We start from the raw sequence: 23013 nt of genomic DNA on the forward strand, positions 1-23013 counted from the left end.
ATCGAGCGGCCGTGAGGACCTCCGGACCTACGCGCCCACTCTTGCCAGGACGCAGGAGAAAATTTCAACCAGCTTTGCTGAGACTGCCAGCGGAGGATTTGCCAGTGCGGCGGTCCTGTTCAATCTCATACTTGATCTTCTGGCCGTCAGCGAGGGTCGAGAGGCCCGCGCGTTCGACAGCGGAAATGTGGACGAAAACATCCTGACCGCCATCGTCGGGTTGGATAAATCCAAACCCCTTGGTGCTGTTGAACCACTTCACTGTTCCGGTCGCCATATGCGTATTCCTTTTGTAACAATTGCAACGTGGGCAGGCCTTTGTGGCCAGTCCGATTCATAGCCGAGACTTAGGGGCAGCAAAACGAAAAATTTCAAGGCCGCTTGATTGGTCGGCGGCAACTGGCGCACTCCATTTTGGCCGTAGTCGCCAGCAAGCACTGTCCTACACTACCGCTGGAGCATGGCCGGAAGCGCCCGATCCTTCCAACGCTCCTCAGCGCCACGTCTAGGGCTGGTGCTTGGAGGCACGGGACGTAAGGCCGACCGCTGCTCGTGCCGCCAGGTCAAAGGCCGGGTAGTTCACGGAGCTACCTTCGTGCATAACGGCTTGGCAAGCGCTTGAAGGAGTTTCGAATTGGATTGTTTCAAGAGGGTCGAGGGGTTGATCGATGCCACCAGCGTGGAAGCGATCGATAACGCGCGCGTTTTGCTGGACCAGTTCAAGGGCAAGTCAGAAACAATCGCCCAAGCGATCGACGACTTCCTACTTGATTTCATGACCTTGCTGTTTGTGGTAGAAGCTACCCGCGAGCGGTTCCACAATCCGGCGAGGCGGTTGGCGCGCATCAGATTGAGCAGGATCAGGCTGTTACTCACCCGATGCTCTTGACTTTAGGGACCACGCCGCCAGGGATGCGTTTGCAGCCGCAAGGAAGGCAAAATCTGTTCGCCGGCAAACCGAGCACAGCCAGGCGGTATTTACGCAGATGAATTCGATCGCGACCGCCAAATTCTCCTGTTTGGTACCCAGCGACGACGGCAAGCGCGGACAGCTTCCGTGCTGCTGTCCTCCAGCGACAAACGTGCCTGCATGCCCCCCATCCACGGCGAGCTCGACGGTTGTTTCTCACGTTTGACCAAGGTCCCGCGCAAACACTCCCCTTTCCCGCAGCAACTCATCAGGCTCAACGGCCTCGCGGCAGGCGCATTACGCCAGAAGCGCGCAACCGCATCGTTTTTTCCCGCCCGAGTCCTACGATCTTCGTTTTCCAGCGCCTCGCGGATATCGCCCAACTCGCCGATTTTTGGATCAGATCCGTCCTGGCGCGCGCCAGGCTCCGCGCTCGAGTTGGCTGGGCTGCTCACGCCTCTGCCCTTCAGCATCGACCCGGTCTGGCTGTCGAGGACAGGGTTCCGCTGGGGCGACCAACATGTCCATTCTCACCGTCAGTGCAGCGGCCATTCGAAGCGCATCCTATACCCCCTCCCCGGCAGCGCGCCCAATCGTCTTCCGAACGAAGAAGATATTCTCAGCCGCGCGCGCGTCGCGTTCGGCCCTGTCCGATGTCAGACAATGTCGGATGCGCAACATGGCAGAGCCCGATTTGTCCACTGCCTTGAACGGTTTTCTGATCTGGCACGGTGCATGCTTGGTCATCGGCAAGGCGTCGCGGACCAAGGAGAATCCGTCCCATGATCACCTCACCAAGAAATACCGCCGCAGGTCTCCTGGCTCCATCCAAAGATGAGGCTCGAGTAAGGCCTGGCACCATGAAGAGCTTATTCATCTGCCTCGGCGCTGCCCGCCGATCCTCCCACGGGGAGGGACGGGGACGCAGCGCCTTCATCAAAATGAGGAACAAATCACTTTGCCTTGAACCTTGCCTTTCGACCAGCCACCACAACCGGAGCCATCGATCGTCCGCCTGGCTGCGCAACACGTTCATTGCCACCGCGCTGGCCCTGGTGACGACCGCTCCGGCTCTGGCCGCCACCGCCGGCGGCAAGGTGACGGATTTCCTGCTCGACAACGGCATGGAAGTGGTCGTCATCCCCGATCACCGCGCGCCGATCGTCACTCATATGGTCTGGTACAAGATCGGCAGCGCCGACGAGCCACCCGGCAAATCAGGCCTTGCCCATTTCCTCAAGCATCTGATGTTCAAGGCGACGACCAACCACGCCGCCGGCGAGTTCGACCGAGCCGTCTCAGCCATCGGCGGCTACAATAACGCCTTCACCGCCTATGACTACACCACCTTCCTCGAGACGGTGGCGCCCTCGGCGTTGGGTGAGATGATGGGCTTCGAGGCCGATCGCATGTTCAACCTCATCCTCAACGACGATGATATCAAGACCGAGCGCGACGTGATCCTGGAGGAGCGCCGTTGGCGCAGAGAGACGAACCCCCATGCTCTGCTGGACGAGGAGGTCAACGCGACGTTGCGGCAGAACCAGCCCTACCGCATTCCGGTCATGGGCTGGATGCAGGAGATGGAGAAGCTGAACGGCACCGACGCATTCACCATCTACAACAAATACTACCGACCGAACAACGCCGTGCTGGTGGTGGCCGGCGACGTAGAGCCTGAGGCGGTGAAGGCGCTGGCCGAGAAGACCTATGGCAAGGTTGTGCGCGGGCCGGACCTGCCCCCGCGCAACCGCCCGGTCGAGCCGGAGCAGAACACCAGGCGCACAGTGACGCTGACCGATGCGCGCGTTTCGGTGCCGAGCTTTTCCACTCAATGGGTGGTGCCGTCCTATCATACGGCAGAGCCCGGCGAGGCCGAGGCGCTCGACCTGCTGGCCGAGATCCTCGGCGGCGGTAACCGCAGCCGGCTATATCAGGAGCTTGTCGTCAAGCAAGGCACAGCCTCGGCTGCCGGCGCCTCCTTCCAGGGCACCATGCTAGACGACACCAATTTCACCATCTCCGGCTCGCCGCGCGGCGATGCAAAGATCGTCGATCTCGAAGCGGCGGCCGTTGCCGAAATCGCCCGGATCGCCAAGGATGGCGTCACCAGCGACGAGCTGGACAAGGCCAAAGACCGCTATATCCGCTCGGTGATTTTTGCGCACGACGAGCTGGACCACATCGCCAACATTTATGGCAAGACGCTCACCACCGGTGGCAATGTGAAGGACGTGCTCGAGAGGCCGGACCGCGTCCGCAAAGTCACCACCGACGAGGTCAAGGCGGTCGCCGCGCGTTATCTGGTGCTCGACCATTCGACCACAGGCTATCTTTTGCCGCAGCAACAGGCGGGGAATTGATCATGAGCTCCATCCCCATGCAAATGCGCCGGCCGGTCTTCCCTCGGCGCGCCTTCGCCACCCTGTTCCTCCCCATCCTCTTTCTCATCTTGCGGGCGCTCGCCGGGTAAACGGGATCTGTTTAAAGCCGCGAGGAGCGGTTTTGGCGGGCCTTGCCAGGCATTTGCCGGTTCAGGCGTCATTATTGGGGTGCGCTCCTCCTCAGGCCAGCCTCTCTTCGAGTGGATAGAGTCGCCGATTCGTGGTCCGCAGATTGTAGGCGCAGGCCACCAGCATCCACCCCGCGCGGCTGGCGAAGCCGATGTCCGTTGTTCAATCGTTCGACTAGTAGAACCGCGAGGCATCTTCTAGCGTATTCAGGTATTCTCCCTTTCCAGTCGGGTACCGTGGTCTACCAGCTGTCTGGCCGAGGCCCTATAAGGAACCCGGACGTCGCGGAGTACACACCGCACCTGCTATATATACCTGCTGTGAGGAGGAATCCGGTATTGCCCCTGTGCCTGCCGATGATCCGTCACCTGAGATCCCCCGACCTGTTTGGACCCATTGATCGCCTGCCGGCACTTGGCACGCGGATTAGCGAGCGGACATTCGAGGTCCTCAACCCGTCGACTGGCGAAGTGCTGGCAGAACTACCCGACATGGGTGTCGAGGAGACATGCGCTGCGATCGACAAGGCCTATGTCGCGCAGCCTGGATGGGCAGGGCTGACCGCACGTGAGCGTAGCGACGTTCTATGGCGATGGCATCAGTTGATCATCGACCACGCCGACGATCTCGCCGCGATTCTCACCGCGGAGATGGGCAAGCCGCTTGCCGAAGCCAAGTCGGAGATATGGCATGCTGCGGCGTATCTGCAATGGTACGCCGAGGAGGCCAATCGCGTCTATGGCGAGACGATCTCCGCACCATCGATGGACCGCCGAATGCTGGTAATCAAGCAGCCCATCGGAGTTGTTGGCACGATAACGCCATGGAATTTCCCGGCCTCGATGGTGGCGCGCAAAATCTCGCCAGCCTTGGCGGCGGGCTGCACGATCGTCCTCAAGCCCGCTGAACAGACGCCGCTCGTAGCGGGAGCAATGTTCGCCCTCGCCCATCAGGCTGGCTTTCCCGAAGGCGTCGTCAACCTGATCTATGCGTCCGAAGGTGATGCGGTCGGCCGCGAACTTTGTACCAATCCCAAGGTCCGCAAGATCAGCTTCACCGGGTCGACTGAGATCGGGCGCCTTCTCATGCGCCAGTGCTCGGACCAGATCAAAAAAGTCAGCCTTAAGCTCGGCGGCAATGCACCTTTCATCGTCTTCGATGATGCCGATATCGATGCCGCGGTTGACGGTGCGATCCAGGCGAAGTTCCGCAATGCCGGCCAGACCTGCGTTTCGGCGAACCGCCTTTACGTCCAGTCGGGCGTTCACGACGAGTTCGTCGAGAAATTCGTGCAACGGGCTCGCCAACTTCAAGTTGATGACGGTTTCGCTCCCGGAGTGGACATCGGACCGCTCATCGACAAGCAGGCTTTGGCCAAGATCGAATCCCATATTGCCGATGCAGTCGCCAAAGGCGGCGCAATTCGATGCGGGGGCAAACGCACCGGCACGAATGGCACGTTTTTCCAACCGACAGTCCTGACCGGTGTCTCCAGCGAGATGACCGTCGCGCAAGAAGAGACATTCGGGCCGCTGGCACCGATTATTCGCTTCAAAGATGTGGATCAGGTCGTGCGTGAGGCCAACGACACGATCTACGGCCTCGCGGCCTACTTTTATGCCTCCAACCTGAAGCGTGTCTGGCGTGTGGCCGAGGCCTTGGAATATGGAATGGTCGGGGTAAATACCGGCCGGATGTCTTCAGAAGCGGCGCCGTTCGGCGGGATAAAACAGTCCGGCATCGGGCGGGAGGGATCCCGCCATGGCCTCGAGGACTACCTCGAAATGAAATATCTCTGCATGGGCGGCATCTGAATTTTCGGCTTGCAAGGTTCACAGACCGGGTAACCTAGCGAGCGATCTCCAAATATGTGAATTGTAGGATCGCTCCTCGATTGGGAACTGAGGGGCGGCTCCGTACCCGAGCAAACACGCAATCCTGAAGGAGCACCCTGGCTGGACTTATCTCTCGACGAGACAAGCGTCTGCATTGTCGGCGAAGACGGCGTGCATGTGACGGAGGATACGCTTGCGAGGGATTTGGCGGCCCTCGCCGACTATCTTCAGGCGACGGGCTGTCTTTGCGCGGGTCTGGTTGGAAGCTTGTGCACCATCGCGATCGTGAACGCTGGTTGTGCGCAATATCCGGTTTCTGGGGCAGAATTTTGAACCTGCTACCTTCCGATTGTCAGTAGCTCAGTTGTTCTTCGGCCGACTGCCGCGCCAGTACAGGCTCGGACAGAATCGAAGATACCATCAGGCAGGCATTCGCATTCGACATTTCCGGTGATCGGCGCACGATCCAGGGCGCGCCAGGTTGACCAAGCGCCTCGAACCGCATGACAGTCTTGACCGGCTGGAGGACGGAAATCCCGCGATGCCCGCAGAGGTTGATCAGCGCAGTCGAGCCCACACGGCATTTGCGGCACGAAACAGCAAGGGCTGGAAAGCGATCGGCCGAGCGATCCTCGAAGGCGCGGGCCAGGGTGTCGACGATGCGTTGGTTCAGGTTCGCCAATCTGGTCTCTACCGTCTGATAGCGGCTTCGGTCGCCAGTGACAGCGAGTAAAGATATTTGGCATCATCGGGTTTGATGCCGCGCAGATCTGGTCGAGATTGGGATAGCTCACTGGTGCACCTTTGGGCTCAGTGCTTCCTCCTCATCGAGATGAGGATTGGCGGATTTGGCGTAGAACACCAACACGGGTCCGAGATCAAAGCGCGTCCCGGGCGCAAGGCGCTGGACGGACCGGGGCCATGTTTCGGTTGAGACGCCATCGATGCCTCGCGCCAGCGTTCTGGCGAATCGGGGCATCAGCGGAGCGAGTGTCGGTGCCAGGATCGCAGCGGCCGTCGTCTGAAGGGCTAGCGAAGTCCGGATGCGGGCGGGATAGAAACGTCGCGCCGCCGCATAGTCTCGCGCCCGACGGTAGATCACGCAATCGCGCACGAAATCGCAGACCTGAGCGGCCGCGCGCCGGACCGAGAAGCCTTCGTCCGAATAGGCGCGCTCCATCGCCGCGCGATAGATCTCTATCCGAGCAAAGAAGGCGCGGTCGGCCGGGCTCCAGTCGCCTGCATCGGGCACACGGCCGCCAAAATCCTGCTTGATTTCCTGGTTCAACGCATCGAGCCAGTTCAGCCAGGTCCCTAGGAACACCTCGTTCTCGGTGCGGCGCAGCGCGTCCAGCGTGAAATCCGTTCGCTCACCTTCCGGGCGTGTCAGGCCCAAATGGAGGCGCACGACGTCGACTGTCTTTGGGCTCAGAATCTCCTTGCCCCAGACCGCATGGCGGCAGCTGGTTGAGAACTTCTTGCCTTCCAGCAGGTAGAACTCGTTGACGTGATAGTGGATGCGTGGCGTCCAGTGGGAGAAGACCTCGGCGTAAAGAGCGGGGTAGAGTAGCGCGTGGTAGAACGAATTGTCGAAGCCGAAGAAATGGACAATCTGCCAGTCGTTGCCGGGCATCTCCGCCTTCCAGTCGCGACCCAGCGAGCGGCCGAGCGCCTGGATGTTGTAAAGAAAACCAAAGGCCATTTCCGGCCAGACCCAGATCACTTGCCCCGGGAACCCTTCGGCCGGCAGGCCCCAGTCCGAGGGGTGGGTAATGGGCACTGAAAAGTTGCCGCGTCGGCGTAGGCGCGCGAAGAGATCCAAGATCCGTAGCGGGACGCCCGACGCCCTTAGATGCCGGTCGATATTGTCGTAGCATCGGTCCAAGGCAAGTTCCGGGCGGCGGACGGAGCCGACCAGCGGCGCCTCGGCAGACTGCCGTGACCGGGCTGCACCCAAGTCGTGGCAAAGGTTTGGGGCGCCGCATTCCTCGCAGATATTGCCACTGGCGGAGCCGCCGCAATCGGGGCAGAGGCCGCTAACATCCGGTTCGTAAAGATAGTGGCCTGTCACAGCATCGAAAAGCGCAGGGCTCTGGCGCAGATCTACCGCCGTGCTGCTCAGAAGACTGCGGAAACACGCGGCTTGAAACTCGCCGTAACCGTCATCGTCCATTGTGGGTTGGAAGCTGTGGACGTCACAATCGAGAAGTGCAAGCGTGGCGCGAATCTCGTCGGCGTAGTAGCGCGCCACGTTTGCAGGGGTCGATTGATCGGCATCGGCGCGTGAAGTGACGTAGCTCTGGTTGTCATCGCTTCCAGTGAGGTGATATGCTTCGACTCCTTTCATGCGCAGGAAACGAGTATAGACGTCGGCGCCGAAATAGGGGCCAGAAAGATGCCCCAGATGCAGATCGCCATTTGGCCTTGGCGGCGTGGAGAAGACGAAGATCGGCCCGCGTGGAGCCGTGGTCTTTGCAGCGGCATCAAGGGCGGCCTCGTCGTCTCGCCAGTAGACATCGACGAAATCTAGGTCTTCGTTTCCGTCGTTGCGCAGCACATGCGCTTCAAAAGGGTGGAACAGAACGACATCGCCCGCCTCGACCGAGATTTCCCCACGGTCGGTCGTGACCTTGCCCGCGCCAGACAGGACCACGAAGGCCTCGATTTCGTCGTGCCGATGGGGCTCGGATGTGACGCCCGGTCCAACCTTTCCGAATGAAAACCCCCTGCGAGCGCTTCCCGTTCCAAGCGTGGCCATGTCGATACCGAACGCCCGCGACAGCTCCGTTCGAGAAAACGTGTATTTGCGCATGACGAACCTAAGCTGGTTGAAGCAGTGGGACCTTCGGCAGCCAACGCAACAGCCTCCCGTGCAATTCGTGGAGGGTAGCCCGACCCGTTGGCGGCCCCGGCCTAGGATAGTGCAGCTCTGGGCCGCCAGGCGGGCGACCAGGGGGCGGCAGTCGTAGGCGCCACAGAAGCCCCCCGGCGACCCCCTCCACAATCCACGTGCCGAAGCGTCTTAACGGGCTGCGGTCGATGCTCCGAGAGCCCGCAAATCAGACGCCATACTCTCCCGCATTTTTGGAGCGGTCGATCAGTTTCGTGTGCATGCCTCCGCCTGGCTGCGTGAGCTCAATCGCGATAGAAAATGCCATTTGGGGGCTTGAGTTTGTCGAGATCGGCCACTTTGCCCTCGGGCGGGTTAAGGGCGCGCTTAAGCACGTTATATTCAGCGCGGGTCGGTCCACCGGTTGAAGCACGCTGGAACACCAAGTAGAGTGTCCGCCGCGAACGATTGCTTTTGTTCGGTCGTGAGTAGTGCGGTGCGTAATCGTCGAAGATGAAGATGTCGCCAGCCTTCCATACTACGGGTTCCCAGGAGAACATTTCGGCGACTTGAGGATCGATCACCCCACCGGCATCCATGGGAAACACCCCCTTCTTGTGGTTGCCGGGGCTGAAGAAAAGCCCGCCGTTTTCCGGGTCGGAGTCGTCGATGCTTATGGCCACCACCGCATGGACCATCCGGTCGGGGAGTTTGTGTGGAATGTGATAAATGTCCTGATGCGGGAGATAGCCGCCGCTGTCGGGGTAGTGGAAAATCAGCAACTCCTTGAGCCTGCGCGAATCTTCGCCAAGCAAATCCTCGACCGCTGACTTTATGCGCTGATCTTCTAAGAGCAAACGACGCAATGGATCATGGAAGTCGAGAAAATTCTCGATCTTGGAGATGATCTTTCGATTGTCCGTAGTCTTCTCGAACCACATGAGCCATTTATCATCGCTGACATCCCAGCGTGACATATCTTCGACAAAAATAGAGATATCTTCCTGAGCCGCTGGAGCGAAGAACCTTTCGAGCCTGACGTATCCGTCTTTCTGCCACTTTTCTCTTTGTGCATCAGTCAACATGCGAAAAGCCTCCTGTTGGAAAGACTGGTTGGTCGGACATCCCAATTAGGGCAGTCGGGCGCTGGTCAAGTTGCGGGTCCACGGAGACGGACTCACGTCATGTGGGACGGCGATGCTAAGTGCATTCCGCTCCGGCAGATATTGTCCGCAGAAGCTCGGCGCGAGACTGCCTATGTCAGGCTCAGCCGGGTCCAGGGGTTCCGTAAACTGGGCCGGATCAATCGCTTCACCCGGTCCAGCCACGACACGCATCGCTAAAGGCCGATACCACCCGTTGACGTCCGACCCAGCCATGGCCGCCAAGACCACGGCGCTCTTTCGAGTGAGCGACGTGGTACGGTCTTGACAACCGTAGGGGAAATGCACGCCCCCAGAATAATGCGATGCGCCGCTTGGTCCAAGGGCTTGTTCGGTCACGATGATTTCGGAGAAGCCTCCGGCCTTCGCCGCAGCGGAGGCGGACGTCATTCCCAGGATGCCACCGCCGATGATCAAAAGTCTACGAGTCATATCCCGCTGCCCATTTCTTCGGCTGCGGGGGCGGGCCAGCTCTCGATCGAGGTATGGCTGATGAAGCCAGGATGCTCGGGGTTCGCGCATGGCGCGCGCCCAAGAAGGCTATCGAGGATGCGGCGCGCGCGCCAGGCCAGCAGGCTTAGGTTCGGATCGGCCAGGCCGCGCTGCCCGAGGCTCGCGTTTTGTACGAAGATGCGTCTGTCACGCGGTCCGTCCCAGCTCACCGAAAAATCCTCGCGAATAGCTAATTCATTGTCGATCTGCTCCAGCCGGTGCGCGATGGGTTCCAAGAAGTCTGGCACCGCGTTCTCGTAACCGGTGGCCAGGATGACGATGTCAGCCGTGACTTCTTCGACCTCGACCATGCCGTGCTGCAGGGTCAGCCTGTGACCCGCGCCGGCGTTGATGCAGTGCGAGACGGTGCAGCCCGGCCGCAGTATGATGTCGGATCGGTTTGGCTCGAAAAATGCGTGGCGGTACAGCGCCTGATAGATCGCGCGCAACGTGCTTTCCGAAATGCCGTCCGAGGCAAGCACGAAACGCCGCAGGAGCAGCTTACGCTGCGACTCGCTCATCGCCGCGAAACGATCCGAAAAGCAGGGCATGAACAACTCGTTTGTGAACGGGCTGTTGTCCAGAGGCAGATAGTTTTCGCGCTGCGAGACCCAAGTGATCGAGGCAGGCCGCCGTTCTTTCGGCAGGCTGACAAGGTGCAACATCACCTCGGCTCCCGACTGGCCTCCGCCAACCACGCAGACATGCTTTCTCCGCACCTCAGGATGGATGTGCAGTAAAACAGATGAGTGGAAAAGGTTGCGTCCAGTCCAGCCCTGAAACTGAGGCGGGATTCGCGCCTGCTTGCCAATGCCGACCACGACGTTTCTGGCGCCGAGAACCGCCTTATCCGTCCGCACCCGAAACTCGCCGTCAAAGCGGATTTCGCGTACCGTCTCGCCGCCACGCACAAGTGGATTCCTGTGGAAGGCCCAGTTCAGGTATTGCTCGAACTCAACTCTCAGCACGGCTTCGAACTGTGCGTTCAGGAATTGATACAGACGCCCGTTCTCGCGCAGGAAGTTTACGAAAGTGTAGGCTGATCGCGGATTCACCAGCGTGACCAGATCCTTGAAGTGGCTGACCTGGAGCTCCGAGGACTCGAATGCGATGCCTGGATGCCAGCGGAAGTCGACCTGCCGATCCAGGAACAGTGCTCCTTGCCCAACTTGCTCGTGTATCTGACACGCAAGGCTTAAATTCGACGGCCCAGCACCGACCCCAACGCAAGATAACTCCACTGCTTTCCTCCTATAGAGTCTTCGCACTAGCCGGCTTGTTCTCGGCGAATATCGGCCATAGCCATTAGGCCCCTCGCGGAGGTTTTCGAGCCTTGGTCCCGACCGGTTTGCGAGAATTTGTCCAGCGCGTTCGGGTCGTCGAATGTAGACCCGAGCATTCCAGCGCGGTGACAATCGAGGGGTCATGCCGGCGACGTGGGGCAACGACGTTGTCCTATCCGCCCGTCTGGTGCCCGCGTCGCCGTCACGCGAGACGCTTTCCAAGCCCGTTGAGGTGTTGAAGCCGGCGCAATCGCCCGCCTCAACCATGACGCGCCGGCCTTTCGGCGGCTTGATGGCAGGCGAGAGCGCGGTTTTCACTGCCGCGACGGCATTTTCGGTGCGCATGATCATGGACGATGTCTCGCTGATGCGTTCGCAGAGTCCCATGCATGGGCCGTGCCAGAGACGGAACATTTTATTAAACAATCGCTTGGCGGAATTGCGATCCTGTCGGAAATCCGACATTGAGGGGGACGCCTCACGGCGGCGCCCGATTTGCACGTCGATGTCGCCTTTTTCCGAATAGCTAATCGGGGCACCTTCTGCACCAGAATACTTCTCTTATGGAGACCAGCAGGAAGTCTTCATGAACGGACAGTGCAGAACCTTGTGTCTCTGCCGGACAGATCGCGATTTCCTTCTCCCATCGAGGTCGGCAGTTGCAAGAGCTGCCAGATCCTTCGCCCTATCGTGCCGTTGCACTGGCTCGATCCCGACATCCTCGGATGCCGCGATCATGAAGATTGGCGCACTCTCATGTCGCCGCGAGGCCTCTCTCATTGGGAAGCAATTCTCTATGTTGGTGTCGGATCGATGCTCTTGATGAGATGGTTGGCGGATGGGCGCATGCCCAGACCTGAGCACATCAATGATTGCGCGATCTGGGACCTTCACCCGGGATCGTCACGCCGAAGCAAATGCCGAACTGCGCCGCTTCTTCGAAAACATGAGCCCCTGAAGCCTCGCTACCCTTCAGATCGGATCCCTCGAATGGGCAACTTAGCGCAAGGCTCAGCATCTCCTCACGCTGAAACTTCTTCTTGTGAACCATGCGGCCCTCTGCATCTGCCCCGTAGACCTAAAAGATCCATTTCGCTAAATCAGGCTAGACTGTCGTGAGTTTGTCCACGGATGACATCTTCCAAAGATCGCTTCTGCACTATGGTGCCGGAAGCGGGAGTCCTCATCAAACTCAGCGGTGTCGAACCGCTCGGCTATCTCGCCGACGGCTCACCAGGATTGTCAACGGCCACCTCCAACAGCGAACCGCCAGATCAATGGAAGGCTGAACGAGCGTAGACCCACGTCCCTGCAGCGGTCTCCCGATTAACTCGCCTCAGACCCCCTGCCCCCACATCTTCCAGCCTCCGAATGGCGCACCGTCTCGAGCAGCGCCATTCGACATCCCGTGTAGGTTTGTCGGGTCCGCTACATACGCTTTGTTTATCCAATCTCCTGTTTGGCCTCAGACAAATAGCTGAAAAGCAATCACAAGATTTCTTCCTCGGCTCGATCAGTGAAATGGCACGATTTTTGAAACCCTTCGGCGTGAGGGGGGTGAGAACTGCCGACCGGCAGCGGCGAGGGATGGAACGAAGGAAGGAAGGAAATCTACATGTCATGTCTGTGCAGCTCGCTTTTGCAGCAGGAGGGCATCGGCAAATACACACTCCCCAATGAAAAGCATCGCTCTGCAGTACTCAGCCTTCAAGGAAGAAACCGGCCATGTCGACTCCACACATAAACAAGAGTCTATCTATTCTGACAGACGATGTCGCCTGCGCAAGGCAACTCAATGCCCGCAACGTAAGAGTGCTCAACACGGGTGGCGATAGGGGGCGTGGCGTTTTCGCTGCTCGCGATTTCCTCCCGGGGGAGATTGTTGTCATTGGGCTGATTGACCGCATGGAAAAGGGTCGAACGACGAACTCGTTTCAATTGGACTGGAATGTCCATGCTCTCTTTCAGGAGCCGGCTGTCATTGTGAATCATTCTTGTGATCCAAATTTAGCGATTGTGCCCAATCGCTTCGGAGCCTACGACTTTGTTTGTATTGAGCAGATATCTTCTGGTGTCGAAGTAACCTGGAACTACTCTACCTCGGAGTTCGAGTGCATTGGGGTATCGGTATGTCTTTGTTCATCGGAAAATTGCCGGGGTTCGGCCGGAGGCTTCTCCAAATTGCCTCGCGATCATCCGATGCTCGTGTCGGGATTCTACGCACCATACCTGAAGAAAACCCTGGGCAGGTTCCAAGAAAGGTAGAGGTACTTTCAAAGTTTGTCGGTTCATAGCACTTAGAATCGCCCCATCCATACCGAAGGACCATAAGGGCGGGCTAGCAATGTCACCGCCTTGCATGATATTGTCGACTCAAAGGATGCAGACAGTTTCGTGAATCTCTGCCGCTCCGCGTCCAAGGCCGTCAAGCGGACGAGCGTCCATACGCTGCGCCACAGTTTCCGACCTCACATGCTTGAGTGAGGTACGGCTATCCGAATTATCGAGGGTGCTGCCGGGACACAACAACCTCTCGACGACGGCGCGCTACACAATCTTGCAACAACCAGGATCGCCAGGCCGCAGAGCCCGCTGGACCGCCTGACGCGGAGGCGGTGCCAACCGCCTGAGCCCAGCGATGCGCTCCGTGCTGGAGGTGGCCGATATCTTCCGTCGCCATGATCATGCCCCTCGTGCTGCCCATGATGGCCATCTTGGCCGCCTCGAGCGCCGCGTCATGTCCGCGATTAGCTAAACTCTGCCGACTGCCGCCAAGTGTGCGCGGGCGAACGCCATTCGACGAGTTTGGTTGCGCCGGCCAGGATGGGCGAACATCGCAAGCGGAGCGGATCAACCACGGCTGAGCACAGGGGACAGAGAATAAACGCAAAGCAGGAACCCCGGAGAGCCCACCAGCCGCACATGCCGGCACTCATCCTGGCCTTTTTTCGCGACGATCATAATCGTCGAGCTGACGATAGCGGTATTGGCGAGCCGAAGCTGGACCGCCTTCGTCGTGAAAAATTCCCATGTCGCCAGCCAGTTCAATCGCAAGGCGGGCGAGGGGGCACAGGCCGCTCTGATGGAGCGGCCCTTTGCAATCGCAAATGGCGAGATCCGCTGCCGACTGAGAGCCGGAACGGCAAGACACTCAAGCCAGTGGCGTGAAGCGGACGATGATGAGGGGCCTGGCGGCAGCCAACGCAGTCATGATGTCCATCTGCTCGGTCCCTTGGCCCGAGTACATGTGGAGTCGTCCGTGGCCAGGCTTTCGTGCCGGCCCGAAGCGGCCAGAGGCGTGTCCAAAACCGGACAGCGGCAGGAAAACATGTCGACTTCGATACAAACGGCCATCTTGGCTTGGAGCTTTTCTAAGCCATTAATGCGCTTACTGCCCGCTGAGCGTGCTGGCACGGCCTTTGCGAAGTGTGATGCGGCAACACTGAGTGAAGGCTGGCTGCACGCAGACGCACGTGACGAGCGATGCTCTGGTTTGCTTGAACCCGTGTGCCCCTCCCTAAAGGGGGAAACAAGCTCGCGCATGCGCAGCCTTTGGCAATAGCTTTAGAGAATAACATGACATTGCAGATGGAGTCACCGGCTCCTTCGATCAAAGTGGAGAGCTGGCTGCGTGGCGAGCCCCTCACGAACTTCCAGCCCGGCAAAGTGTATGTCGTCGAATTTTGGGCAACTTGGTGCGGACCATGTGTGGCGGCGATGCCCCATCTGGTGCAGCTCCAGGAGAAATACAAGGACAGCGGACTTGAGGTCGTCGGAGTCGCGGCCAGTGAAGATGCTCCAAGGGCCGTCGAGGCCCAAACCAGATTGGACGCGTGGTTGACCGAAAAGTGCCTGAATCTGAACTTTCGGATCGCCTTCGACTCCACAGGCGAAATGAAGAAGCTTTGGATGGAACCCAGCTTTTCTCTTGGGATTCCGAGATCGTTCGTGGTCGACCGAGACGGCCACATCGTCTTTATCGGTCATCCGATGCACCTTGATCAGATTTTCTGCTGCAGGCCCTGGCCAACTACAAGGGTGAGAAGGTTTGTTACGGCACGCTCCGCGCGGCTCCGCAAAGCAATTTCCCGGCGGTGCCAAAGCGCGCTCGGTCGGGGAGAAAACATAAAAATGGGGGATGATGGTCGGAATGTTGACTGGCCAATCTGTCCATTTCCCTGGTGTGGCCGCAGGAGCCGATCGAACAGGCGCCGCGCTCCGGAGGGGGACAGGTTGTGGGCGCCAATCAGCCGGGCATGAGCACCCAGACGATGACGTCCGCAGCTTCCTTCGAAGTCTTGGCGCCACCTCCTCCAGCCGCTTTGCTCGGGCGGCGATGGCCTCCTGCGTCTCACCAAGCCAAGCGGCCGCGAGCAGGCGTCCAGGCACGTCAAGCTCAGCATCGGCGCGAGGTCTTCCTCGGCCAGAAGCTCGAGAAATCCGGACGTGCCTGCCGCAGCAATCGCCGACCGCGCCTCGTCGCGCGTCACATCGATTGTGCTCGGTCACGAGATCGACACCGTGAGCGCTGGCAAGCGAATCGAAGTCGAGCTCTGCCGCACGCGGCGCGATGCACCGGTGGCCCTGCTCGTTTTCATTTTGATGTTGCTAAGACTGAGGGATTTCGAGCAATCCCGCCCACTTTCTGGGGAACGCAGGGTGTTGACACCAGCTGTCGGTTTTGTCGAGTCCGTGACACGGGTTGCGGTCGGCTTCGTTGCTGGGCATTCTCATTTCAGGCTTTGAATATTTGCACAACGTCTTTTCTGCCGCTATCCTTCTCAGTTGGCACAAATTTTGCTTTCCTTGGAGCTAGGCAGGAGGAACCGCCGCCGACAAGATGGCAGAAAACGCCCCCGCGGATTTGGCAAGAACTTGGCCAGAGGAAGCCTGATGGAAGAGAAGATGGCGAAACCCCGCTTTGGGAGAATTCACGGCGCAATGCGCTCGCGGTTGGCACACCGCCTGTTCGCCGAGGGGCTTCTAGAGAGCGAGATCAATTATTGTGGGCGGGTGATGGCCACCAAGCCTGGTCCCGTCCCAAGACAGCGCTCGCTTCGCTGACGCAGTGGATGGGCCGCGGCCACGTGGGAGAAGATGCGGGTCAACACGGTTTGCCGCAACGAAGCGATACGGTGCACCGGCTTCGCCGTATGCGAACTGGACCCGAATACGGCGATGGCCGACGTTGACGACTCGGTGCCGCTTGGTTGCGTCGCGGGGCAGGAAGACATCGCCGATGTCTTGCTGTGTTGGCGTCCAATACCGCGTTGTGGTTCCTGAGGTGAACGGCTGAAGACTGTAGCATGCTTTCTACCTCCATTTGCGACGGCGAAAAAGTATCCTGCAGTTATTTCGGCTGTGAAGCGCAAACAGCCCTTCTTTGATCGACGCGTCATTGGTTCGTTAGCAACAGCGCAGGAGACCAGCAATGCCCCTTATGGAACGGCCAGCTAATAGCAGGTTCGACTTGACCGGGAAAACTGCTTTGATAACCGGAGGAGGGCGCGGCATCGGTTTGCAGATCGCCCTTACCTTGCAACAAGCCGGTGCCGGTATAATCCTTACTGGCACTGACGATATCCGAGTGGCGGAGGCTGCAGATCAGTTCCCGATCAAACCGCAGGTCTATCAACTCGATGTGACGGATTCAAAGGCTGTGCGCGAAGTCGCCGGTAGAATCGACCTTTGCCCCGACATCCTTGTCAACAACGCTGGCGTATCTCGTGCCGCGCCGACCAATCATACCACCGATGAGGATTGGCGGGCGGTCCTCTCCGTCAATTTGGACGGTGTCTTCTACTGCAGCCGCACGTTCGGCTCACTAATGGCGGAGCGCGGTTCCGGGGCGATAATAAATATCAGTTCAATGTGCGGGGAGATCGTTACCCGACAACAATCCGTTGTCACGGCCTACAATGCAAGCAAGGCCGGAGTGAACATGGTGACCAAGACACTTGCGTGCGAGTGGGCAAGATCTGGTGTCCGTGTGAACGCAGTTGCTCCTGGGTTCATCCACTCTGATATGACCGGCAAGTATCCTGAAGAAGTGATCAACGCATGGTGTGAACTAACACCGCTGCGCCGCTTCGGCCAGCCCCATGAGGTGGCATCTGCAGTCCATTTTCTGGCGAGCGATGCGTCAAGCTATATTACGGGAACGGTACTGGTGGTGGATGGAGGTTATACCTGCTGGTAACATCCCTCTGGCTGGCGTCGAGATCCTCTCGAGGCCAACCGTTTAAGTTGTTCTCGACCGGATTCAGTTCCGGCGCGCGCGACGGCAGAAAGATCGGGGTGATGTTGTCCGGTATGCTGAGGTTTGCGATGCCATCCAGCGCGATCCATGACGAGTACGGCATGGGCGCCTTTCGTCATGGCGGCTGATCTCGTTGATCTGGAGTTGCATGGCCTCGGTATCGGCAAACGGCAGTGCGAGAGCCGCCCCGGTACCACGTGGGGCAGATGGCGCCGAACAGTTAGGCGCTCTTGTTGCGCTGGTCGGCCGGCTGTCGCGGCCGCGTGCCGCGTCTGGCCCACTGCCGTACAATACCGTTCTTCTGGCCGATCCTTGCTTCGTCCTGGAACCAGATCTCCACCTTCGTGCGCGGCGGCAAGTCGCAACGATGCGCCTTCAGCGTGCGAGGCCAGTTTTTTGAATTCCTCGATGATATGGGCATCTTGCGCCGGATGAGAAGCCGAGCTTGTGCAGCAGCTCCCAGACATAGCGCGCGTCATAATCAATGCCGAAGCGGTCCTTGATGGCTTTCTTCAGGTCGATCCGCCGCCAGCGAACGACGCCATCGACAGTACGATCCTACGATCCAGGCCCTTCTCCACAAGCGCGGCCCGTTCGCAATTACCCACCCCCTTGCCCCCTCGATGCGGCACGGTGCGTCGTCGATGTCAGGGTACTGCGAGGGAGCCTGGCCGATCTTGCTGACGATCCTCGGGCAATTGGCATCTGGCTGCGCCTGCCCTGTTCCAATAACTTCAACGCGGAAGCGCGTAGTAGGCTGTGGTGACGCGCGTGCCCTGCACACTGCGAGAGCCGCTCCCCTCTATATCGGCGAAGAGTTCGAACCGCTGGGGCGAGTCGAACAGCTTTTCCGTCAGTTTTGAATATCAGCCGTAGGCGTGGTCCATGTCGAAGCCAAAGCCGCTACGATGGCTTCGGCCAGATCCGCTAGCGTGCTCGAACTCGACACCTCGATGTCCCGACAAAGCCGTGCCCGAAGAGGCTCGGAAGATCAAGGTCGCGGGCTCCGTCATGGCGGATTTCAGGCGCTGACAGTTTGAAGGATGATTTTGAAGGGGTTCGTGCCCGGCGCGAGACGAGCCGTGTCGACGACGGTTCGAATGTCGGCTTCGCCCTTTGCGGCCCACATGGCGCGATAGCCGTTCGTGATCTTCCGTTGAACGACGGCGGGTCTCAGCGCTCGTTCGCATCGTTGTTCGTCGCGTCGACCATTCCTGGCCATGGGCAAAGGTCAAAAGTTGATCGCGAGCTCGCCTGAACTTGTTTGGATGTCGCGGGCCAGATCGCACGACGTTGTGCTGGCGAAAATATAGTCCAAACTTCGCTCTAGGGCGCGAAGCTTGCCAGCGATAATCGAGGCGGCGAAGGTCTAGGGCGAAGGCCCTTTGCAGCCAACGCTTGAGCCGTGAGGGCAGCATGTCCTCACTTGCCTCGTCCGCATAGGCGACGTCGCGGGCGAGATGCGCCAGGCAGGTCTGATGCGCATTTGCGTGCCCTTTTTGTGCGGCATAGCGATCGGAACACCAGACGTCGGGCCGATGGCCGTCCATCAAGGTCCGGACCACGACGACGCCGCGCGTTGGCGCTGCTTGATGAACAACCGCTTCGGCGCAGCGAAACACCCAGTGGTAGGCGTTGTTCCCTTCGATCCGCACGCCGGTCTCATCGGAGGCGATGACCTTGGCCCGGCGCAACGCCGCGACGGCCTTGTCGCACCCGGCCGCGAACGCGCGCTGCGCACGGCGCAACATGTTCATCAGTCCGCCCTGGCTGAGACCGAAAAGGTTCGCGAACGGGCTCTGCAGCCGCTCGTAGGACAGGGACTGGAAAGTCTTTGAGATAGGTCGCTACGGCGTGCACGCGTGGCCCGAACGGCGTCCCCTTCGCCGTATCTGGCACAGCCGCGACGACCAGCGTGCCGCTGGACGGGCAACGGACTGCCAGACGCGGATGGCGCTCAATTACAGGCCTGATCGCGGGAAGCTCAATCTTGTCGTGCTCGCTGACGGTTTCGGCAGCAAGATCGCTCGACAGGCTGGCGCGGCAGCAAAGGCATCGGGATGATGATCGATGATGCGATCGGCATCCTCACGCATGGCGGCTGTGACCTTCATGACCCGCCTTGGCGCCGCCGGGCTTTGCCCTGTCCCGACGCGCCTTGCGATCGCTCGAAGGTGGCTTGGACGACGTGCGCGATGTCTTCTCTGGCCGCTGCATCCGCAGCACCAGATCGATCAACTCTTTCCTTCGTCAGACGCTGCAAATCAGTGCGTCCATAACCGCATGGATTCAGGGATTCTTGCCCCTGACAAGGGCGTGAGTAACTACGCCAGTTCGGCCTGCAGCTCTCATGAGACAGCCGGAACGCTGGTCCCGGCGCCCATTGGTCTGCAAGACCATCGGGGCCGGCCGTGTTGAACCGATGGACACCAGTCGCGTAGCGTCTGGCGATCCATCCCGCCGATCCGGGCCGCATCGGCCCGGCTCATGCGGTCCAGAACCGCCGTGATCGACAACAGCCGGCTGCTCTGGCGCACATCCTTTGAGTTCCGGGCAAGACGGCGAAGCTCCCCCGCCGAAAAGTCCGTCCGCAACTTCTCCGCTGATCCATCGCCGAATCTTGGAATCACGGCGCGCAAATCGGCCAAAATCAGAAAAGAGTCAGCGCCCAAGACCGTTGGTATTCCCAGGCTTCAGCACTTGCAGGGTCCGAAGCTGCGCTGGGGTGGTTTTTGCCGTGTAGCTTGGCGGCATCCCCGATCGCCGCCTTTTCGAACAACGCTACGCGGCCGAGCGGGGAATCGACCATTGTCATCCCGGCCGCGGGGCAGGCGGCATGAACCTTGATCCGGTCGAGATAGGAATGATATTGGACCTGATATTTGCCACAAGCGGATCATCCGATAGGCGCACCGCCTCCGCGCTTCCAGTACCATTCCACTTGAGTGGCTGAACGATGCCAGTTGGCATCTTTGCTTCTATTCTATTCACAGTCTTCGATGATATCAGAGCAGCCGCCGTACGGCGGCGATGATGTGATCCTTAGTCGGGAAGAAATCATTCTCGAGGCTCGGACTAAATGGGACGTGAATGTCCGGAGCGCTCAAGCGCAGGATCGGTCGCTTCAATAGATCGAACGCCTCTTCAGCCATCACCGCGGCGATTTCACTTCCGACGTTGCAGACACGGTGCCCGTTCTCGACTATCACAAGCCGTCCAGTCTTCGCGATTGACATCTTGATAGCCGCATGATCGAGCGGCTTCAGCGTACGTGGATCGATCACTTCGACCGAAATGTTTTCCTCGGTGAGCGCGTCGACAGCTTCCATCGTCGGCCGAATGGCGCCTGCAATGGCGAGAAGGGTAACGTCTCTTCCCTCACGCTTCACATCCGCTTTGCCAATCGGGATTACATGGTCCGGATCTGTGGGCACATCGCCCTTGAGCGCCCACAGGCGGGCGTCTTCGAAGACGAGTACAGGATCGCCATCGCGAATGGCCGATTTCATCAGCCCCTTGATATCGGCGGCGCTGGTCGGGCTGATTATCTTAAGGCCCGGCACATTCATAAAAAACGGATAAGGCCGGTCGGCATGCTGCGCCGCCTCGGACCCCACCGAGAACATACAGCAACGAAACACGATCGGAATGTGGATCTGGCCTCCAGTCATATACCGCAATTTCGAGGCTTGGTTGATGATCTGGTCCGAGGCCAGATATACGAAGCTGGCACCTGAGAGGTCTACGATCGGTCGCAATCCGTTGATGGCAGCCCCGATTCCGAGGCCGGTAAAACTGCCTTCTGAAATCGGCATATTCCAAATCCGTTTCTTGCCGAACCGCTCTATGAGTTTGGCGCCGCCATGGACCGAGATGTCCTCTCCCATCAGGACGACGCGCTCATCACGATCCATTTCCTCCATCTGAGCCTGCACGAGCGCTTCAAGATAGGTCATCTGAATATGTGGGGTTGGCGTCGCGGCAAGTTTTTGGGCATCAGTGCCATGTCGATTGATTCCTCTCCAGCCCAGCCTCGAAGTTGTAATGACCTGTAGGGGCGAGTTGAACATGTAATCGGACAAGGTTTCGGGCTGAGGCATGGGGTTGTCCAAAGCAAATTTCACAGCCTGCTTGACGGCTTTGGTGACTTCGTCCTCGATTGCTATCAGACTCTTTTCATTTATGCCTTCTTCGAGGAGCACAGTGCGATAAAGCAAGATCGGATCCCGGGCGCGTTTGTGAGCCTCGACTTCTTCAACCGATCGATAAGGCTCCCCCGGAATCACCAATCCGAAATTGTGCTCGTCGAACCGATACGTGTTGGCCACTATAAGAGTAGGCCCCTCGCCTGCGCGTGCTCGCGTGACGGCCGCTGCCGCAGCTTCATAAACAGCGCCCACACTCTGCCCGTCAACTGTTGCCCCTGGCATCCCGTAGCCCGGTGCCCGCAGCGCGATGTCCGGCTGCCCGTGGCTTTGCGCTACCGAGGTGGTCATTGCATAGCCGTTGTTCTCGCAAAGATAGATGACCGGAAGCTTCCACAGCGAGGCCATGTTGAGACTCTCGTGGAAGGTGCCCTGGTTCACCGCCCCATCGCCGAAGAAGCAAAGAGTAACCTGATCGACGCCCCGCAGCTTGGCGCTGAACGCGCACCCTGTGGCAAGGGGAATGCCCCCTCCGACGATACCCGATTCGCTGATGATCCCGACCGAATTGTCTGCAAAGTGCATCGAACCGCCGCGCCCCTTGCAAACGCCGCCCTCCTTTCCCATCAGCTCGGCCATGAGCGCGTCGAGATGAGCACCCTTCCCGATCGGATGGCCGTGCGAACGATGCGTCCCGGTTATGCCGTCATCGTCCCGAAGCGCGAGACATGCTCCAACGATAGCGGCTTCCTGACCCACGGCCGTGTGGAACCAACCAGGAATCTTGTCGTCTTTGAACTGGCGCATACCCTCTTCTTCGAATCGACGGATGCGAAGCATCCGCCGATAAGCCTCTAGTCTCTGATAACCGTCCAACTGCATGATCAAAACATTGCTCCAAAATCCAAGTAAAAGACGCTGCCTAGGTTAGCAGAGCGCAGGTCCTGCTTTGTCGCGGATAACTCATCCACTTCCTGGCTCTCTCATAATCCGGAACAAAGAGCTTGCCGACACACTATCGGCCCCGCGCTTGGCTGTGAAATAGGCTTGACGCCTTCGGGCTGCTCGGGAACGGCTCTCTACGTCGATGGCGCTTGAAAGGACATCTAGGATCCGCTTCTCGTGCTCGACAAACAAGGTAGTAGTGGTCGGAAGTGTGCGCGTCGACATGGGCCCTCGGCCTCAGACCAATCTGCGCAATACAGCTGTCAAGCAAGGACCGTAGACCATGTCTCGATATTCTGCGGGAATAGGGACGGTCTTCTCAGGCGCTTGTATGGAGCTTTGTGGTGTCAGCAATGGCCTTGTTCCTGATTTTCTACGTGCCTTCTGTGGGGCCTAAAGAGTCCGAAGCAAGCGCCGCGCCATTTGACTGAAAGGCTAACAATTACATTGCTTTTCCAGCGACGAGGGTCGCCGGGGAGAAATCCCAGACTCTCTTTTGTCCGAAGTTGGACAAGATTGTCGGAAGCTCAAACAAAAGGATGGAGCCGGGGGTTGCGGAAAAGCGGCGCGAACCTCCTCCCTCAAACGTCTCCGGTCTGCTCTTCAGGACATGTTCCGCAATTGTGCCACTCGGCGTT

Annotated in this window: 15 protein-coding genes and 3 pseudogenes; 8 read left to right on the top strand and 10 right to left on the bottom strand. The window is 59.1% G+C overall.

The annotated features are described in order from the left end of the window. Positions 1 to 64 precede the first annotated feature (64 nt). Positions 65 to 277 (bottom strand): cold-shock protein, encoded by a 213-nt coding sequence (locus NKH70_RS30260; RefSeq protein WP_352718180.1) that lies wholly within the window; start codon positions 275 to 277, stop codon positions 65 to 67. Positions 278 to 661: 384 nt separating this feature from the next. Here NKH70_RS30260 and NKH70_RS30265 point away from each other — a divergent pair, with 384 nt between their 5' ends. The 4 genes from NKH70_RS30265 (at position 662) to NKH70_RS30280 (ending at position 5237) form a co-directional block, all read left to right on the top strand. Then, positions 662 to 889: a hypothetical protein gene (locus NKH70_RS30265; protein ID WP_352473851.1), complete on the top strand. Its 228-nt coding sequence runs from the start codon at positions 662 to 664 to the stop codon at positions 887 to 889. A gap of 541 nt (positions 890 to 1430) precedes the next feature. Further along, positions 1431 to 1748, top strand: a complete 318-nt coding sequence (locus NKH70_RS30270) for a hypothetical protein (protein ID WP_353026941.1) — start codon at positions 1431 to 1433, stop codon at positions 1746 to 1748. Between the two features lie 103 nt (positions 1749 to 1851). Continuing rightward, positions 1852 to 3273 carry a M16 family metallopeptidase gene (locus tag NKH70_RS30275; RefSeq protein ID WP_353026943.1) on the top strand — a complete coding sequence of 474 codons (1422 nt, stop codon included), beginning with the start codon at positions 1852 to 1854 and terminating at the stop codon, positions 3271 to 3273. A 506-nt stretch (positions 3274 to 3779) separates the two neighbouring features. After that, positions 3780 to 5237, top strand: coding sequence for an NAD-dependent succinate-semialdehyde dehydrogenase (locus NKH70_RS30280; RefSeq protein WP_353026977.1), 1458 nt, complete (start codon positions 3780 to 3782; stop codon positions 5235 to 5237). Positions 5238 to 5610: 373 nt separating this feature from the next. On the opposite strand, the gene NKH70_RS30285 is transcribed toward NKH70_RS30280, so the two are convergent. From NKH70_RS30285 to NKH70_RS30315, 6 genes are all read right to left on the bottom strand, one after another. Next, positions 5611 to 5940, bottom strand: a complete 330-nt coding sequence (locus NKH70_RS30285; protein WP_353026945.1) for a hypothetical protein — start codon at positions 5938 to 5940, stop codon at positions 5611 to 5613. Positions 5941 to 6048: 108 nt separating this feature from the next. Further along, complete coding sequence (locus NKH70_RS30290) at positions 6049 to 8070, bottom strand: class I tRNA ligase family protein (protein WP_353026947.1); 2022 nt, start codon at positions 8068 to 8070, stop codon at positions 6049 to 6051. Between the two features lie 323 nt (positions 8071 to 8393). After that, on the bottom strand, positions 8394 to 9173 hold the full coding sequence (locus tag NKH70_RS30295) for a phytanoyl-CoA dioxygenase family protein (protein ID WP_353026949.1): 780 nt from the start codon (positions 9171 to 9173) through the stop codon (positions 8394 to 8396). 506 nt (positions 9174 to 9679) lie between these two features. Next, positions 9680 to 11377, bottom strand: coding sequence for a SidA/IucD/PvdA family monooxygenase (locus NKH70_RS30305; protein ID WP_353026953.1), 1698 nt, complete (start codon positions 11375 to 11377; stop codon positions 9680 to 9682). A gap of 514 nt (positions 11378 to 11891) precedes the next feature. Then, entirely contained in the window at positions 11892 to 12077 is a 186-nt protein-coding gene (locus NKH70_RS30310) for a hypothetical protein (protein ID WP_353026955.1), read from the bottom strand. Positions 12078 to 12778: 701 nt separating this feature from the next. Continuing rightward, entirely contained in the window at positions 12779 to 13018 is a 240-nt protein-coding gene (locus tag NKH70_RS30315; RefSeq protein ID WP_353026989.1) for a hypothetical protein, read from the bottom strand. Here NKH70_RS30315 and NKH70_RS30320 point away from each other — a divergent pair. The 4 genes and pseudogenes from NKH70_RS30320 (at position 12923) to NKH70_RS30335 (ending at position 17225) form a co-directional block, all read left to right on the top strand. Further along, positions 12923 to 13291: an SET domain-containing protein-lysine N-methyltransferase gene (locus NKH70_RS30320; RefSeq protein WP_353026979.1), complete on the top strand. Its 369-nt coding sequence runs from the start codon at positions 12923 to 12925 to the stop codon at positions 13289 to 13291. The genes NKH70_RS30315 and NKH70_RS30320 overlap by 96 nt on opposite strands. Positions 13292 to 14602: 1311 nt before the next feature. After that, a pseudogene (locus tag NKH70_RS30325) lies at positions 14603 to 15034 on the top strand (TlpA disulfide reductase family protein); the annotation flags it as partial. 438 nt (positions 15035 to 15472) lie between these two features. Beyond that, the gene (locus tag NKH70_RS30330; protein WP_353026957.1) at positions 15473 to 15772 is read left to right on the top strand and encodes a hypothetical protein; all 300 of its coding nucleotides are present in this window, start codon (positions 15473 to 15475) and stop codon (positions 15770 to 15772) included. Positions 15773 to 16457: 685 nt separating this feature from the next. Then, entirely contained in the window at positions 16458 to 17225 is a 768-nt protein-coding gene (locus NKH70_RS30335) for an SDR family NAD(P)-dependent oxidoreductase (RefSeq protein ID WP_353026959.1), read from the top strand. A 49-nt stretch (positions 17226 to 17274) separates the two neighbouring features. Here NKH70_RS30335 and NKH70_RS30340 read toward each other — a convergent pair. The 3 genes and pseudogenes from NKH70_RS30340 to NKH70_RS30355 all read right to left on the bottom strand — a co-directional run. After that, positions 17275 to 17843: pseudogene (locus tag NKH70_RS30340) on the bottom strand (IS630 family transposase); the annotation flags it as partial. Positions 17844 to 18306: 463 nt separating this feature from the next. Beyond that, positions 18307 to 19578: pseudogene (gene tnpC / locus NKH70_RS30345) on the bottom strand (IS66 family transposase). Positions 19579 to 20290: 712 nt separating this feature from the next. Continuing rightward, positions 20291 to 22312, bottom strand: a complete 2022-nt coding sequence (locus NKH70_RS30355; RefSeq protein ID WP_353026981.1) for an alpha-ketoacid dehydrogenase subunit alpha/beta — start codon at positions 22310 to 22312, stop codon at positions 20291 to 20293. Between the last annotated feature and the right edge of the window lie 701 nt (positions 22313 to 23013).

This window comes from Mesorhizobium sp. M0991 (assembly GCF_040318915.1).
Lineage (GTDB): Bacteria > Pseudomonadota > Alphaproteobacteria > Rhizobiales > Rhizobiaceae > Mesorhizobium.